Source organism: Streptomyces sp. NPDC044061 (assembly GCF_056434305.1).
Genome location: NZ_JBWKFL010000067.1, coordinates 17229 through 33963, shown reverse-complemented (window position 1 = coordinate 33963; position 16735 = coordinate 17229). Strand labels below are relative to the sequence as shown.

The window sequence follows — 16735 nt, the reverse complement described above, 5'->3', positions numbered from 1 at the left end:
ACTCCCGTTGATAGCAATGCATCAACGACACAGAACGCTCACGGTGACGCTCGTCGAAGACATAGAAGAGAGAGACTCAAGCCCCGTTGATAACGACGGGCCCGAACAGAATGACGGACTCGCCGGAGTGGAGCCAGCGCAGGGCCGCGAGGTCGCGGATCTGGGCGGCGGGCAGCTTCGGGGAGGCGTTGAAGTCGAAACCCTCCAGGGTGGCCTGCTGCTCGAACTTGGCTCTGCGCAGGCGGCGTTCGAGCGCGACGGACTCGCGGCGGGTGATCTCGTCGTGGCAGAGGACCTGGAGGAAGTCGAGGTGTCCGAGTTCGCCCTTCTGGGCCTGGGTGAGTCGGGCGTCGAGGGTTTCGAGCATGCCGGACAGCCGCAGGGTCTTGAGGGAATCGCGCAGGGCGGTGGTCATCACGCTCATCGGGCGGCCTCCTCGGCGTCATCGCGGCCCTGGTCGTCGTGGACACTGCCGGGCGTCTGGGTGGGGACGGTGGCGGCGAACAGGCCCTCGGGCCCGTGCAGGAAGGCCGAGGCTCCCCCGTCGCCGGTCTCGGGTTCCGGGTCGGTCTCGGTGCCGGCGACCAGGATGCCCTTGACGGTGCGGTAAGAGGGGTCGCCGACCGCGACCGCCTTGCGGCAGGCGGCCTCCAGCCGGATGTCGCCGTACTTCTTCCGCAGCCCGAGCACCCCCTGGGCAGCGCGGAGCCGGTAGAGGGCGTTGACCTCCAGGAGCTGGTCGATGACCTCCCGACAGGCGTCCCCGACCTGGGATGCCTGGCTGCGGCACCAGATCGGGGTGCGCATCTGGAAAGCGATCTTCTCGGGCGGGTAGTCGTTCTTGTCGGTGCGTTTGCCCTGTTCCAGAGCAGCGTGGGTCTTGACCAGCTCGCCCTCGTGGAAGACCTGCACCGTGACGGCGGTGGAGCGGACATCGACACGGCGGCCGATCAGTTTCCAGGGCACCGAGTAGAGGGTGCGGCCGACCTTGATGTGGATGTCCGGGCCGACCGTCGCCTTCGACCATCTGGCCAGCACGAACGGCTCGGACGGCAGCGGAAGCAGAGCCTCGGCCTCCACCCCCTCGAACACCGACAGCGGCTTCGCGCCGCCCAGCGGCCGGCACTGCCGCTGACCGGCGACGTTCCTCGCCCAGAGCAGGGCCTCGGCCTGCATGTGCTCCAGCGAAGTGAACGACCGCCCGCTCCAGTACGAGTCGCGGACATAGGGCATGGGCCGCTCCACCTGGGGCTTGTCCTTCGGCTTCGAAGCACGAGCCGGATCCACCAACGTGCCGTAGTAGGCGGCGAGTTCGGCATACGACTTGTTGATCTGCGGGTCGTAGAGGTCGGGCTTGTCCACCCCCGTCTTCAGGTTGTCCGGCACCAGACGCCGCGGGACACCGCCGAAGAAGCGGAACGCTTCCGCGTGCGCTTCGGTCCAGGCATGCTGGTCCATGTGTGCCACCGGGCGGACGAACATGTGCCGCGAGGCGGGCAGCACCATCACGAACGCCCAGATCCGGTGCCGTTTCCCGGTCGCCGGGTTGATCCACTGCCCCAGGAAGCCGTAGTCGATCTGAGCCTCCGAGCCCGGCTCGACGTTCTCCCGCAGCACCGTGACCTTCGAGCGGGCCGCCTCCTCGGGCAGGTTCTCGTGCACCCAGCGGCGGAACGTCGACAGCGACACCCTCAACTTGCCTTCGTCCCACAGCCGTTGGTGCATGGTGGTGACCGTCGTGGTTTCCAGCAGGCTCTTGACGTAGTCCCGGTGCGGCTCGATCTCTGCCCACCGCACCTGGTTCAGCCTCCGGCTGGCCAGCTCCGGAAACCAGCTCTTGAGCAGCTTCGCCCAGTCCGCCTCGCTCATCGGCGGCCCACCCGGGATGATCCCGGCCGCCTCCGCCGGCGCCAGATACTTCCTGATCGTCTTGCGGTCCACCCCCAACGAGGCGGACACCTGGCTCTTGGACCGGCCCGCGTACCAGTGCACGTAGATCTCGACGATGTCGACCACGGTGAATGTTCTCCTTGCCATCCGGTGCGTCCGTCGGCCTCTCGGCTCGCAGGTCAAGGGACCTCGACGGCTCCGAAAGGTCAGGACCCTCAACCCGGGCAGCGGCATGCCCATGGGGAACCCGACCGATTCGCAAGGAAGATCTAAAAGCTCCGTAAACCACCTTAAACGGGGAAAATCCGGCTAGTTCGAGCGTGGTCAGCGGCACCATCGACGGTCAGCGTCCCGGTGGGGACTCGTGACTACGGGGGTGAGGAATTAGCTGACGCCGATCATGCACATCGTGGGGAATTGTTTGACCGTCGACACTGCCCAAGCCGCCGTCCTCGGCGCGTGTATACCGCGATGCGGTCGGGAACTGGTGGGCATCATTCGTCGTCGCTGCAGTGACCGAAGAACTCCCGGCGACCGGCCGCGTGATCGGCATTGACTGGGGCGTCACCGAGACCGCCACCACCACCAGCGACGACCACGACCTTCCCCACGCCCAGCACGGCAAGACAGCAGCGCAGAAGCTCGCCCGATACCAGCGGATGATGGCCAGGCGCCGCCCGGCGCAAGGGCAGCCCGCCTCGAAGGGCTACCGCGAGGCGAAGCGCCAGACCGCCAAACTGCACCACAAGATCGCCAACCAGCGGCAGGACACCGCCCGCAAATGGGCCAAGAAGGTCGTACGCGACCATGACGCCCTGGCCGTGGAGGACTTCCGGCCGAAGTTCCTCGCGAAGACCACCATGGCACGCAAGGCGGCAGATGCCGCAATCAGCGCCACCAAGCGAGTCCTGATCGAGCAGGCCCGCAAGCACGGCCGTGCCGTGCACCTTGTCAACCCCGCGCACACCACCATGGACTGCGCGCACTGCGGAGCGAGAGCCAAGCACCGCCTACCTCTTTCCGAGAGAACGTACACGTGCACCGCGTGCGGAACCGTCTCCTCGCGAGACAAGAACTCCGCCCGCGTGATGCTCGTCCGGGCTGGTCTCGTACCCGGCTAGCGCTGATCGTGTAAGACCTGCACCCCCGCCGGGGGTCAGGCCACGTGAGCTAGGAATCCCCCTCGTTTACGAGGGGGAGGAGTCAATGTCAGCGTGTAGTCCACACCGACCGAGAAGCCGCCCGACTGGCCGCGAATCTTCAGCGTGTGCTCGCCGGCTTCCAACGCGGGCAGCTGGACCCACAGTCCGCATCCGACAGCGGTGAAGTGCCCCTCCCTGCCCGTGACAGGGTTGCCGACAGCGCTTCGGATCTCGATCGTCTCTGCTTGGTGAGCGTCCGAGCTGGCTTCCCTGCCGTCCAGAACAGCGGCTCCCTCGGCTGTGGCCATGAAAGCCGCGCAGTCCGCCGACTAGCCGATCATGTTCACGAGAGGAAAGGCAAGGGGCACCCCCTCAGGGGGCTGCAAACACGCTCGACCTGAGTGCCGAATGTCCCGGCCAGGAACCACACATCCCGCGGCTGGTTGCGCGCGCACGCACTCCCGTCTCGATCTGCAACCGGATTCGTTGGTGCAGGCTCCGCTGACGCCCAGGTCCACCACCGGCCCTGCAAGTTTTCAGACGAAAGCTGATCTTGCGTCGCTGTCGCCCTGCTCCCACACCCCAGGAGCGCAGCCAACGCCGCGGCAGCGAACCCAGTTCCGACAAGTCTGCTCCTCATGACCACCCCTCCCGCATCGCACGCAAACTCCAGCCCCGGCCGTCGTGCAGAATGCGCGGACACCCTATCCACGCGCTGCGGCCGCAGAGCATGCCCCGGACGCTCCTGAGGCCCGGCGACACCCCCGCGCCCCCCGGGGGCAGCCCAGCCGCCCGCGTACCCGCCCCGCCCATGCGCGGCCGCCGCGTCGCTGACCCGCCCGCGGCCGCCGCCGCGCGGCCGCGTACCCGTGAGCACCCCCCGAGGGGCCGCCAGCCGCCCGCGCTCCGCCCGTGTCGTCCGGGCCGCGGGCCCTGGCCCGTCTGTGATCGGTCGGCCGCGGCGTCGCCCCTGTCCGCCCCCGGCTGCCTGCCGGTACCCGGCAGGCGCCCCGTACGGCTACTGCCGGGGGTTGTGGGGCTTGACCCCGCCCAGGGCAGCGTCAGTGCCGCAGCCGAACCGCTCCCACGCCCCCGCCGGGGTGCAGGTCGAGTCACCGGCGACCGGCCGCCGCCGGCCCCGCCCGGGTGCGGGTCCGGCCGCTCGAACCCCGCCTCCCCGCAGAAGGGACCCCGGCCGCCGTGATGTCGCACCACCGCACCCGTCCCACCGCACCGTCCAGCGCCTGAAGACCGCCACCGTCCTGGCCGTGCTGATCGCCCTGACCGTCCTCGCCCTCACCGTCGCCACTCACACCGCCCCCCGGCCCCACTGACCCGACTGGCCCGACCGCAGCTGAAGGAGACCGCGATGACCGCCCCCGCCGCCCTCTATGCACGCGCCCACCTGGACGACCTCACCCTGCGCCGGGGCCCGCCGCGCCCTGCACAGCGCCCGCTACTGGTGGCAGGAAGCGTCCGCGCCCCTGACCTACCACCGGCCGAGCCAGTGCCGCCAATTCGCCCGCCAAGCCCTGAGTGACGCCGCCCGCCTGCGCCGCCAACTCACCGCGCTCCGCGTCCTGCCCGGCCGCCACGTCACCCGCGAACAGTGGGCGCACATCACCACCCGTGCCGCCGACCCCCACCACCAGACCTGACCCCCGCCGTGCCCCCTTCCCGGCCTGACCCCCGGGCCGCCCCTCACCGGCCCGGCTCCGAAGCCCCCGCCCCGCCTGGAAGCCCCGCACCCCGCTCCCCGGGTGCGGCCGACGCGTTCCCCTCACGCCGGGGTGCGCTGCCGGCCCGCCCGCCAGGCCCTCGACCGCGCCAGACCCCCGACCACGCCGGGCACCCCCGGCGAGGCACCCCGTCCCGTGCAGGCCGCCGCGCCCCCGGGCGGTGGCCTGCCTTGTGCCGCTAACTCCTCGCCCCGTCACGGTCCCCGCACCCCGCCGAGCTCCCCGACCCTGGGATGCGAGCCCGGCTCAACGATACGGACCGGAAGGCACCCCGCACATGCCCACCCACGCGCCGTCCAGCGTCACACCGCCCGCCGTCACGATCCGCCCCGTGCGCGCCGACGAACTCGACACCTACTTCGACCTCACCCTCCTCGTCGACCTCCACGTCCCCGCCGACCAGCTCCCCGCTCTGAAGGACACCATCGGGCAGGCCCTGAAAGACGAGAGGGGACCGTTCTCCCACGGCTTCAACCACTTCCTGTTCGCCGAAACCACCGACGGCACCCCCGTCGGCGCCGTTCACGTCGGCCCGGCCCGGTGGATGCAAGACCGGCTGATCCCCACCCACATCCGCCGCCCCCTCGTCGAGCGGGTCTCCAACATCGACACCATCGCCGTCCACCCCGACCACCGCGGCCAAGGCATCGCCAGCCGCATCCTGGACCATGTCGAAGCCGACTTCCGCAACGCCGGATACCGGGCCCTGACGCTGCGCCACGAACACGACAAAAAGCACTTCTTCACCGCCCACGGCTACACCAGCCTGCCCCGCCTGGCCGTGGACCTGACGCCGTTCGGACTGTTCACCCACCACGACCCGGCCTGGAAGTACGCCGTCAAGCCGCTCGATACCACCGTCACCTTCACCTCCCAACGCGGCCTGACGACCGTCACCGGCCTGTTGACCTGACCTACCGCCCCGGCACCCCCGGCCCCGCCCCGCACCCTCGCAGGGCGGGGCCGTGCCGCACTCCGGGCACCACCCACGGCGCACACCCCAACCCCGGCCCTGCCTCGGCACCCGCCTGGACCCGCACCGCACCCAGCCGGCCCCGAGGGTTGCCCGGCTTGACCCGCCGCCCACCATCGTCTGGACCGCCGGAACGCCCCGCACGAACCCCCTCTCGTGCGCTGTGAGCGACCGGCACCGGCCGGGCCACGCCACGCGGCACCCCCTCCAGCCGCAACGCGCGGCCCGGCCCCCCTTGCACTCACCAGCCCACCACCGGCAGCCCGCCGGGGCCGTGACGCCCCCGCAGACCAGGGAGACCCCTTCGCATGACCAAGGCCAACCGCTTCCACGCCGACCCCGACGAGGTCCTCGCCTCTCTCACCACCATGCTGAACGACCGCACGGAGTGGGACGAACTGCCCGAGTGGGGAGTCCTCTACGCCGACCCGGAAGGCCACGTCCGCAACCGCCCGCTCCCCGTTCCGCCGCAGATGTGGATGGAAGCAGGCGACCCCAAGCGCCTGCTGCACCTCTTCGCCGGCCTGCTCTCCAAGCCGCCCACGGCCCAGGCCGCCACCCAGGGCGAGTACCTGCGCCGGATGCTCCCCAACGACTTCGCCGGGCTCTACCTGAGGACCGAGGGCTGGGGCGCCCCTCAAGCCCGTGCACAAGAGATCCACCGGCGCCTGCAGGCGGGCGGCTCCGTCCCCAGGTTCGAGACGATGAAGGACCGCCAGGAACTGAGGCTGGCCACCGCCGTGGACACCGGCGGCTTCGTGTACCTGGCGCAGCACGCCCGCCAGACCATGCACCTGGAAGGCTTCTACTCCCGCGGCACGAGCACGGAGAGCGACAGGCACAGCGAGGTGAGCGGCGAAGTGCCCGCCCTGCTGTCCCAGATCCTTCAGGCACTCCTCACCCCGACCCCCGCCATGCGGGCTCAAGCCAGGCGCAACGGCCTCTGACCCGGCAAGACCGTGTGCCCCGACCAGGAACGTCCCAGGCCGGGGCGCAGATGTCTGCGCGAGGGCCGCGCCTCCCCGGCCCGGCCAGGAGCACGGGACGGGCACCGCGCCCGCTCCGGGCACCCCCGGCCGCGCCCCGCCGGGCCCGCGACCGGAGGCCGGCGGACAACAACCCGGCGTGTTGCGGGGGTAATCACGGCACCCAACACGCTCACCGCACCACCCACTTCCGCCCCGAAACGGAGCCCAGCAGTCGTGCGCAGCTACGCCACCGCCCAAAACATCGGGGGCCGCACCACCCAGTGCGGCACCGCCGTCCGCACCACCCCCAACGGCACCCGCGCCTTCGTCCTCCTCGACGGAATCGGCTCCACCGAAGAAGTACGCGCCTTCACCCGCCAAACCGCCGTACGCCTGGCCCAGACCGCCGCCCGCCACGGCGACGCCACCACCAGCCTGCGCCACCTCTACCAGCGCCTGGCCGCCGACCCCGACCGCCAGGACCCCTACCTGCGCCGCCACATGCCCAGCGCCGCCGCCGTTGTCGCGGTCACCACCCCCGGCCAGCCCCTGACCGTCTCCTGGTGCGGCGACTGTCGCGCCTACCTCCTGCAGCGCGGCATCACCCGCCGTCTCACCGAAGACCACAACTTGCGCCGTGTCCACCCACCCACCGCGCTCTACCCCCACGGCGGCAACCGCAACGTCATCACCTCCTACCTCGGCGCCACCGCCACCGACACCGACGCGATGAACCACTACCAGCACCCCGCGATCGAGTCCGCGACCGCCGAGATCACCGACGGCTGCCGCCTCCTCCTGGCATCCGACGGCGCCTACGAACCCCACGAAGACGCCGGACACAACCTGTACACCGAACTCGACGACGAGCCACTGACCCACACCATCCGCGACTTCATCACCCTCGCCATCGACACCGCCCACACCAAACTGCCCGCCGACGAACACCACTACGTCGACAACGCCACCGCCCTCCTCGCCAACCTCACCCCCTGAACACCTCGCCCCCGCCCCCGCCCTGCACCCCGGCAGGGCGGGGCGGCCCTTGTCCCGGCCGCTCCTCGGGGACCCGCCCGCGCCGCGCCCGACCGCTTCCTTGCCCCGCTAACCCCCGGCTCTCCCACGGTGTCGACCGCCGCCCACGGAGCGCGGCACCCCCACGTCACCGACCCCGAGGGACTCACGCCATGCCCGACACCACCCCCAGCACCCCCGCCACTCCCGAACCCGCGTACGCCGACGGCACGCACCCGGCCGAGGTACAGCGCCTCCTCGCGCTCCCCGCCGACCAGCGGCCCGACTGGTTCACCCACATCCTCACCGACCTCGCCGACACCACCACGGCCCCCGCCCCGGCCTCCGACAGTGTCGAAGCCCTCATGAGCCGCGCCGACGAGACCAGGCGCCTCCTCGCCCTCCCCGCCGAGCAGCGGCCCGACTGGCTCAACCAGTTCCTCGGCGACATGACCATCCCGCCCATCGCCGAGGACAGCCCCCACCCCCTGAACGACGTCGTCATGGCCAACACCGCCCGAGGCGAGAAGAACTGCACCCTCGTCTTCCCCCTCGGCAAGCTCCTTGCCGCCGCCGAACACGCCGCGTCCGCCCCCAAGCACCGGCTCAGCTACGGAGAGACCGAGGCTCAAGCCGCCCCCCGCCTGTGGTGGGTCAAAGACGGCGGCACCTACCTCATGAGCAACGGCATCCACCCCACCGACACCCCCGACGCGAACGGCACGCACCGCCACGTCGTCTACGCCGACGGATGGGGCCCGGGCACCGACCCCCGCTCCATCCTCGGCGGCGACGACTTCAGCCAGCCCCTCAACCTGACCACCCCCCACGACGACGGCACCACCACCCTGCTCGGCCTGCTCCGCGCCGCCGCCGCCGACGGCGCCACCCACTTCCACCTCAAGGCCACCTTCGACGACCACTACATGAACCTGACCTACATCACCGACTAACCGACCAGCACCACCACACCGGCCCCGCGCCCGGACACCCGTCCCGGCCGGGGCCGTTCGGCGTATCCCGCCAGAGGCACCCGCCACCCCAACGCGCATCCCGCCCCCCGGCACCCACGCACCTCACCCACCCCAACGCCCCCAGACGCGCCTAGCGTCCAAACCAACCGGCAGGCCACGCCACACTCAGAAGGGGGGGCGCCGTGAAGCACGAGACCACCATCAACGAACTCGCCCAATACCCAGGGCTCTTCAGCACCGTCGACCACATCACGGTCCACGAGACTGACCCCAACACCGACATCACCGAGGAGGTCACCCTCCCCCCGCCGCTCATCCGCCGCACCCGGCGCCGCGACGACACCATCTGGTGGGTCCTCACCCCACCCGGCATCCACGAACGCATCATCGTCGCCGACCAAGCCCCCGTCACCGTCTACCTCAAGGACGCAGCCCCCGGCCACCCCACCGGCTACGTCCCGCCCCACACCGCCGCACCCCAGCAGCCCGCCGCCTGGCAGCCCCAGCCCGCCGCGCCCGACGCCTACTTCGCCCCGCAGCAGGCCCCCGCCCCCCAGCCGGCCACACCCCAGCGGCCCGCGGCCCCCTGGACAACCCAGCAACCGCAGCGCTGAACCCCGCCCCCCCTTCCGCCCCCGGCCGCCGCCCCCGGCAGCCGGGGCCGCGCCGTACCCCCCACCACCCCTCTACTCCCGCCAATGCGGCCGCGCCCCGCCCACCGGCCCCGGCGCCCCCGACGGCCCAACCGCAGGCATCAGGGGAGCCGCAGCAGGCACCGGGGGAGTGACCGGAGCTACGCCGGGCGCACGACCCGCCACCCGCTCCGCAGACTCGGCCCCCCGCGCGCTCTCCCGCCGCTCCGCGCCCAGCTCATCCGCCGCCGTCGCCCGCTCCGGACCCCGCACCTTCCCCGCCGACTTCCCCGCCCCCTTCTCCTTCTGCGCCGCCCCGGCCGCGCCCACCCCGGCCGCAGCCTCCCGCCCGAGCCGCCGCAGCTCCTTGACCCGCTCCGCCCCCACGCCCAACCGGCGCCCGCAACCGGCCACCGTCTCCCCGGCCTCACCCATCGCCCACACCACCCGCGCCGCCGCCACCCGCGCCTCATCAATGCGCAACCGGCCACGCTCCCGCACCCGACGCACCTCTTCCTCCACCTCCGCGGCCACCGTCTGCTCGTCCTGGACCGCCAGCTCGAAGTCGGCCGCCAGCTCATCGAACGCCGCCTCCTGGCGCAGCCGCTCCGCCTCAGCCTCCGCCGCCGCCCGCCGCTCCTCGGCCATCCGCGACGCGGCACGCTCCAGCGCCGCCGTCCGCCGCGCCAGCACCTCGCTGTTCCTGCCCCGGCTCCTGCTCGCCACCACAACCACCTCTGCCTGTCCGGGCCCACCCGTCGTGAGCCGCGTCGCGTCAGTCTCAGCCGCCCGCACAACGCCCAGGTCGCCCGAACCGCCCACGTCCCAGGCCGTAACACGGCCCTCAACACGCCCGGTCCCGCTCACGGGACGGCACCGGCCTGGTCGGTAGCGGGGGAGGGGCCGCCAGACAGGGGCGGCTCCTGGTGGTGGGAGCGCCGGGTCGTTGGGTCGTGGCGGCCGCCGGGTGTGGGTGCTGTGGCTGTGGGTGGTGTTCGTCCGCCCGGTGGGTAGCGGGCACGTGAGGCTGCCAGCCGCTGGCAGGCCGGTTGCCGTACACCTCTGGCACTTTTGACGCCCTCCCGGCCCAGAGGGCCGAATTCCCTCCTGGCGGGACGCGTTCGAAGATTGTTTCCGAGGCCCTGGGAGGTTCGGGGCTGCGCGCCGGGCAGCACCCGCATCCACATGGTGCGCGGTGATCTCCTGTCGTGGTGGGGATGACGGCGACCGGGATCACGGCTGGGCGGGAGCGCTACTACCGGCGCGACATCGCCCTCGGCGACGGTGCCCGAGGAGTCGAGCCGACGGTGTCCTCCGCCGTGCCGGGAGTGCCGCCCGGCGTGTGGCAGGGGCAGGCCGCCGACGCTTTGGGGCTGTCCGGCATCGTCAGCGACGCGCAGATGCGGGCCTTGTTCGGGCTCGGCATGCACCCCAACGCCGAGAGGCTCGTGGCCCGGGAACTCGAGCAGGGCGCCTCGCTCAAGCGGGCCATGAAGGCCGCCAAGCTCGGCCCGGCCGTGCCCCGGCTGACGGAACTCTCCCCACTCGACCGCGAGATCCAGCACGTCCTCGACCAGGTCTGTGAGCAGCTGTGCCGGCCGCTGACGAAGGCCGAGACCCGCCAGGTGCGGCAGCGGACCGCGGCGCACGCCTTCACTGCCGAGTACCACCGGGCCCCGGCCGACGGAGCCGAACTCGGCCGGTTCCTGGCCGCGCGGACCGGCCCCCAGCGCCGCGCGATCACCGGCTACGACCTCACGTTCTCCAGCGAGGAGCTGTCTTTGCTGTTCGCGCTCGCAGGCCCCCAGGTGCGGGCCGCCGTCCTGGAGGTGATGGCGCAGGCCCGCTCCGAGACCGTGGCGTGGCTGGAGCAGCATGCGCTCGCGGTGCGCACCGGACCAGGCGGCGTGGCCCAGCAGCAGGCCGTGCCGGGCCTGCTGGCCACGGTCTATCTGCACTACGAATCCCGTGCCGGTGACCCCATGCTCCACGAGCACGTCGTCATCTCCCCGCGGGTACAGGGACCGGACGGCCGCTGGCGTAACCTGGACTCACGCCTCCTGCTGCGCGAAGTCGTGGCCGCGAGTGAGCTGTTCAACCAGCGCGCCCTGGAGCTGATCTGCGACCGGCTCGGGCTTGCCACCGAAGAGGTCGAGGTCACCCCCGGGCAGCGGCCCGTGATGCGGATCGTCGGGATCGACCGGCGGATCCGCGCCGCGTTCGCGCAGCGCGCCGACGCCGTACGCGGCATGTCCGAGGCTCTGTTCGACGACTACCGGCGCCGCCACGGCCGCCAGCCCGAGCGCCCGGCCCGCACACGGCTGCAGTGGCAGGCGACCGTGATGACCCGCCCGTGCAAACGCCGGGCCCGTTCTCTGGACGAGTTGCTCGCCGCGTGGCGGCGCCGGGCGATCGCCGTCACCGACCGCAACGTGGTCGACCATCTCCTCGCCACCGCACAGGCCGCCGCCCGAAACCGGCCTGCCCCCGCCGCCTTCGACGTCGACGCGGCGGCGGAGCAGGTCCTGGCGGCGGTCGCCGAGCGCCGTACCGCGTTCCGCCGCCGCCACGTGCTGGCCGAGGCACGCCGCTACCTGATGCGCACCCTTGCCGGGGCCACCGCCGAGCCCCAGGCGGCCGAGCAGATCACCGACCGGGTACTCGCCCACAGCGACTGCCTGGACATCACCCCGCCCGAGATCAACCCCCCACACCCCGACCTGCAGCGCGCGGACGGCACCAGCGTCTACCGGCCCATCGGCTCAGCCACCTACACCACGCACTCCCTCCTGGCCGCTGAGATGCGGCTCTTGGCCGGGTCCCGTCGAAGCGTGATCCCGCCGGTGGGGCGGGGCACCTTCGCCCGCGTCGCCGCCCTACACCGCGGCCCGATGGACGCCGGCCAGCGCGCGCTGGCCTCCTCCTTCGTACTGTCCGAGAAGCTGCTGCTGGCAGGGCTCGGACCCGCGGGCGCAGGCAAGACGACGGCGATGCGGCTGGTGGCTAGGGCCGTAGGCGCGGCCGGCGGACGGCTGATCCCGCTCGCACCGTCCTCCCGCGCGGCGAAAGTCCTCGGCGGCGACCTGAAACGGGACGCCCACACCCTGCACTCCTGGCTGTACCAGCGTGGCCGGGCCGGCGCAGGCGACACGGTCGGCAAGGACTTCCAGCTGCGTCCCGGCGACCTTGTTCTCGTCGACGAGGCGGGCATGGCCGGCACCCTCCAGCTCGATGAGATCCTCGCCGACGCGGCGGCCGCCGGTGCGGTGGTGCGCCTGCTCGGCGACCCGCACCAGCTCGCCGCCGTCGAAGCCGGGGGAGCCCTCAGGCTCATCTCCCGGGCGGGCGGCACGATCGAACTCGACCAGCTCCACCGCTTCCGCGTGCCCGGAGAGGCCGACGCCTCCCTGACCTTGCGCGACGGCCACGACCACCGGGCCGCATTCGACTGGTACCGGGACAAGGGCCGGATCGTCGCCGGACACTACGAGGCGATGTGCGACCAGGTGTTCGCCGCCTGGGCCAAGGACCTGAAGAACGGGCTCACCTCGCTGATGACGGCCGCCGACACGGCGACCGTAACCGCCCTCAACCGCCGCGCCCAGGCCTGGCACATCGAGCAAGGCACCGTCGACACCAGCCACGCCTGCACGCTGCGCGCCGGGCAGCGCGCACACATCGGCGACACCATCGTCACCCGCCTCAACCGCCGCCGCATGACCGTGCGCGGCGGCAAGGACTTCGTCAAGAACGGCGACACCTGGACCGTCACGAAGATCCTGCCCGGCGGTGACGTGGTGGTCCGCCACACCCAGCACCGCGGCCGCATCCGCCTGCCCGCCGACTACCTCGCCGCCCAGTGCGAGCTCGGCTACGCCTCCACCATCCACCGCGCCCAGGGCATGACGGTCGACACCTCCCACGCACTGGCCTCCGCGCGCTCCACCCGCGAAGGCGTCTACGTCCAGCTGACCCGCGGGGCACGCACCAACCGCCTCTACGTCGCCATCGAGGACGGCGACCGCCTGGACGACGTGCTCGCCTCCATCGCCGCCCGGCGCCGCGTCCAGCTTTCAGCGACCGAATCGATCGCCACGCTGCAGCAGGAAATCAGCGCACCCGGCCAGCTGTCCGCCGAGTTCGCCGACGTCGCCGAGCGCGCCACCACCGCCCGGCTGACCGGCCTGCTCGAGCGCACCCTCGGCGCGGACCGGGCGGCCTACTGCATGGCCGCCGACGCCTACCCGGCCCTCATCCGCGCGCTCCACGATGCCGAGCGGGCAGGGTTCGACCTGCCCCGGCTGCTGTCCAACACCGTGCCCCGCCGCGGCTTCACGCACGCGGACGACCCTGCCGCCGTGCTCACCTGGCGGCTGCGCGCGCGCATGACGGACGCCGCCAAAGCCCAAGCGGAAGCCCGCCACCGTCCCCTGGCCGCGCTCACCCTGGCCCAACTGCACACGCTGACCCGGCTCGCCGCCTCGCACCGCGCCGCAGCACGCGAGGCACTCAAGGCCGCCGACGCCGCCTTCACCCACCTGCCCGCCGATGTCACCACCCGCGCCGGCCACACCCATCCCGCCTTCGACCAGCGCCCGATGGGGAACCTCTCCCGCCGCGAACTCGCCACCCAACTGGCCATCGTCCGCCGGCAGATGCGGCACGCCCAGACGAGCAGAACCCCGCTCTCCGACACCGCCCGGCACCTCATCGCCGCCCTCACCCGCGAGTCCCAGCTGCGCCGCGCACTCAACTGGCGTGACGCGGCCCGCGAGGACTACCAGCGCGAGCGGGCTACGAGCACCGCCTTCCCGGGCGCCATCTCGATAGCCGTCATCCGCCGCGCCCTCGATGCGCGGCGCGCCACCACGGCCCAGCGCCAGCGGTCCGCGCGCGCCGCACTGGCCCGCGCCGACGCCGTCATCGACAAGATCCAGGCTGAGCTGCGCCTGCGCGAGCGGCTGCCCGACCACCCGGCCCACCGGCCCAACCACCGTGGACAGATCCCCGACTGGGTCGCCGATCGGCACGCCCTGGTCCACCCCGACACCCCCGCGCACTGGGGCACGCACCTTGCCGAACGCCACCGCATCCTGGCCCGCTCTCTGGCCGACCGCGGGCACACCCTGGCCGCATCCGCGCCCGCCTGGGCCCGCCCCCTGGGCGCACCGCCGCCCACCAGTGCCCCGAGACGCCGCCACGCCTGGGCCACCACAGCCGCCCTGGTGGAACTATGGCGCACCCGCCACGCCATCACCTCCGTGCCTGGACTGGGCCCGCGCCCCGCCGACCCCGCCGGCGCTGCGGCCTGGGACGACCTGGACGCCCGCGTCCGGGCCCTGACCGGCCGGCGCCGTCCGCTGAACCTCCCGCAACCCGACGCGCCCGCCTCCGTCGTGATCGAGGCCGCCCTCAGCCACCTCGACACGCCCCCGCCCAGCGGACCGCTTCCCGACCACCCGGCCCTGCGCGACCCCTTCGGCGGCGCGCCCCTTTCCTACGGCGCGATCGACGCACGCCTCGCGCGGCGCGCCCTGGCCGCCGTGCTCGCCGGCGAAAGCCCGCCCGAATCCTGGATGGAGGAGATCACCGCCCCGTCAGAGGACGACGAAGACGAACGGCACGCCTACACCAAGCTCCTCACCGCCATCAGCGACTACCGACGCCGCCACCACCGCTCAGACCCTGACGTACTGGGCCCGCGCCCCCAAGGCCTCGACGCCGACGAATGGGACCGCCTCACCGACGCCATCGACCTGTACACCCACGCCCGCGTCCAACGCCGCCTGGAACAGATGCGTGCCCGCACCGCCGCCGAACGCGCAGCCCTCCTGCCACCTACCTCACCCCTGCGCCAGCCGTCGCCGCAGGCGCACCATCCCGGCCCACGGCCTCCCACTCGCTGACCAGAACTCCGCCCCGTTCGTGCGCCCTTCGCCGGGCGAGGGAAGAGGCCTGGACGCGACATGCGCAGTCCGTCGGCGCCCGCCCGCAGCACGGTGCCAGCCCCAGGAAGGCGGCGGTGTCCGACCCGCTACGGCTTCGACTCGGGCGGCGCTGCGTTCTGCTGCGTCCTGTCCGGCCGCTCCCCGGGGCCGACTGCGGTGCGCGGGAGCTCGGCGAGCGCCGCTTCCACCTCGCCGGTGATACGGCGCAGGGCGATCAGGGCGCTGGGCATGAGGGCATTGACGTCCTCGGTCCAACTGGCCAGCACCTTGCTGTCCTGCTGGATCTCCGCCGCCAGAGTCGTTTCGGTCCCCATCAAGAATCCGCCGAGCATGACCCGGCGTCCCGCCTGGTCCGGTTCCGTGGCCGCAAGCGCCATGCCGTCCACGCCCATGTCGTACTCGGGATCATCGGGGTAGCCGTGCGGCTCGAGCAGGCGGACGCCCTCCGGGAACTGATCGCCCAGGAAGGGGGCAAGCCACTGGTCGCGTACGCCGTGCTGCACCTGCGAAAGGCGCCGCATCTGCTCCGGCAGAAGCCGACGCAGCTCCGCCTCATGGCGGCGCACATCAACGGTGGCCGCCTCCAGAGCACGAAAGCCCCGCCGGAGAGCAGGGTGGCCGGGAGAAACCGGACCCGGGTGCAGATCCAGCCACGCCGTGAGCTCGTCGCGGAAGGCCGCCATGGACAGCCGGTCACGCGGCTCATAGGCGGTCGCCGCCTCCATCACCGGAGCCAGATCCATCGCCGCCTCCTCGCCCTGCGCCCACAACGAGTATTCGTTGCCCTGCACGTAGTGGGTGCCCTCGGGCGGATACTCAAGCCCCTTGGCCAGCGCGAACAGCGACTTCGCCAGCGACCACACGTCCGCCGGATAGCCGGGCGTGCCCGGCTGGGGAAACCGCATCTCCGGTGCGAGGAAGTACATCGGGCCCATCTTGTAGGTGGAGCTGGTCAGCTGCGGCCGCCGCGGCCACGCGGCGATGCCGAAGTCCGAGACCGCCGGACGACCCTGATGATGCAGAAGGTTGGCGGGCTTGATGTCCCGGTGCGAGATGTTGCGCTCGGCGAGCATGGCGAGCGTGTCGGCGACATAACGGATCGCCTCGACGACCTCGCGTAGCTCGGCTGGCCGACCGGGGCTGAGGATCTCACGCAGCGTCCTGGCCACCGGCATGACGAACCACTGCGGCGGATCCTGTGGATCGGCGTCGAGCACCGGGACGATACCCGTGATGCCGTCCCGGGTCAGCTCCTGCATCCGCCGCACCTCCTCCTGGAAGCGCTGGCGCGTGATGCCGCTGACTTTCCGGCTTCCCTTGCTCGGCCGTGGCGACTTCAGCACCCCTTCCACGCCGTCATCGCGGCGGACGAAGTGAACGTGGCCGAACCCCTCCACAGTACCGACGCGACGCCAAGGACCCCATCGATGCAGGGCAGTTGCAGACATGCCAGGC

Annotated in this window: 11 protein-coding genes and 2 pseudogenes; 9 read left to right on the top strand and 4 right to left on the bottom strand. The window is 72.1% G+C overall.

Features of this window, described 5'->3' with window-relative positions; translation table 11 throughout:
• Positions 1–94: 94 nt before the first annotated feature.
• A pseudogene (locus tag AC07CM_RS46195) lies at positions 95–424 on the bottom strand (ATP-binding protein); the annotation flags it as partial.
• Positions 421–2016, bottom strand: coding sequence for an IS21 family transposase (gene istA, locus AC07CM_RS46190; protein WP_478882576.1), 1596 nt, complete (start codon positions 2014–2016; stop codon positions 421–423). The gene istA and the pseudogene AC07CM_RS46195, both read right to left, overlap by 4 nt.
• Positions 2017–2324: 308 nt before the next feature.
• Between istA and AC07CM_RS46185 the strand changes: the two are divergent.
• The 8 genes and pseudogenes from AC07CM_RS46185 to AC07CM_RS46150 all read left to right on the top strand — a co-directional run.
• Positions 2325–3072 (top strand): annotated as a pseudogene (locus tag AC07CM_RS46185) (RNA-guided endonuclease InsQ/TnpB family protein); the annotation flags it as partial.
• A gap of 1024 nt (positions 3073–4096) precedes the next feature.
• Positions 4097–4366, top strand: a complete 270-nt coding sequence (locus AC07CM_RS46180; protein ID WP_478882575.1) for a hypothetical protein — start codon at positions 4097–4099, stop codon at positions 4364–4366.
• A 57-nt stretch (positions 4367–4423) separates the two neighbouring features.
• Positions 4424–4690, top strand: coding sequence for a hypothetical protein (locus AC07CM_RS46175; RefSeq protein WP_478882574.1), 267 nt, complete (start codon positions 4424–4426; stop codon positions 4688–4690).
• 358 nt (positions 4691–5048) lie between these two features.
• Positions 5049–5684, top strand: coding sequence for a GNAT family N-acetyltransferase (locus tag AC07CM_RS46170; RefSeq protein WP_478882573.1), 636 nt, complete (start codon positions 5049–5051; stop codon positions 5682–5684).
• A gap of 368 nt (positions 5685–6052) precedes the next feature.
• Positions 6053–6691, top strand: coding sequence for a hypothetical protein (locus AC07CM_RS46165; RefSeq protein ID WP_478882572.1), 639 nt, complete (start codon positions 6053–6055; stop codon positions 6689–6691).
• A 255-nt stretch (positions 6692–6946) separates the two neighbouring features.
• Positions 6947–7708 (top strand): PP2C family protein-serine/threonine phosphatase, encoded by a 762-nt coding sequence (locus AC07CM_RS46160; RefSeq protein WP_478882571.1) that lies wholly within the window; start codon positions 6947–6949, stop codon positions 7706–7708.
• A gap of 191 nt (positions 7709–7899) precedes the next feature.
• Complete coding sequence (locus tag AC07CM_RS46155; RefSeq protein WP_478882570.1) at positions 7900–8679, top strand: DUF3085 domain-containing protein; 780 nt, start codon at positions 7900–7902, stop codon at positions 8677–8679.
• 203 nt (positions 8680–8882) lie between these two features.
• On the top strand, positions 8883–9314 hold the full coding sequence (locus tag AC07CM_RS46150; RefSeq protein ID WP_478882569.1) for a hypothetical protein: 432 nt from the start codon (positions 8883–8885) through the stop codon (positions 9312–9314).
• 72 nt (positions 9315–9386) lie between these two features.
• On the opposite strand, the gene AC07CM_RS46145 is transcribed toward AC07CM_RS46150, so the two are convergent.
• Positions 9387–10058 (bottom strand): hypothetical protein, encoded by a 672-nt coding sequence (locus tag AC07CM_RS46145; RefSeq protein WP_478882568.1) that lies wholly within the window; start codon positions 10056–10058, stop codon positions 9387–9389.
• Positions 10059–10549: 491 nt separating this feature from the next.
• Here AC07CM_RS46145 and mobF point away from each other — a divergent pair, with 491 nt between their 5' ends.
• The gene (gene mobF / locus AC07CM_RS46140; RefSeq protein ID WP_478882567.1) at positions 10550–15238 is read left to right on the top strand and encodes a MobF family relaxase; all 4689 of its coding nucleotides are present in this window, start codon (positions 10550–10552) and stop codon (positions 15236–15238) included.
• A gap of 128 nt (positions 15239–15366) precedes the next feature.
• Here mobF and AC07CM_RS46135 read toward each other — a convergent pair whose 3' ends face one another.
• On the bottom strand, positions 15367–16677 hold the full coding sequence (locus AC07CM_RS46135) for a protein kinase domain-containing protein (protein ID WP_478882566.1): 1311 nt from the start codon (positions 16675–16677) through the stop codon (positions 15367–15369).
• Positions 16678–16735 lie beyond the last annotated feature (58 nt).

What these genes read in the sequence shown, in the direction of transcription:
- mobF (WP_478882567.1), top strand. Translation starts at nt 10,550, where the DNA reads ATGACGGCGACCGGGATCACGGCTGGGCGGGAGCGCTACTACCGGCGC.
- AC07CM_RS46175 (WP_478882574.1), top strand. Translation starts at nt 4,424, where the DNA reads ATGCACGCGCCCACCTGGACGACCTCACCCTGCGCCGGGGCCCGCCGC.
- AC07CM_RS46155 (WP_478882570.1), top strand. Translation starts at nt 7,900, where the DNA reads ATGCCCGACACCACCCCCAGCACCCCCGCCACTCCCGAACCCGCGTAC.
- AC07CM_RS46165 (WP_478882572.1), top strand. Translation starts at nt 6,053, where the DNA reads ATGACCAAGGCCAACCGCTTCCACGCCGACCCCGACGAGGTCCTCGCC.
- AC07CM_RS46170 (WP_478882573.1), top strand. Translation starts at nt 5,049, where the DNA reads ATGCCCACCCACGCGCCGTCCAGCGTCACACCGCCCGCCGTCACGATC.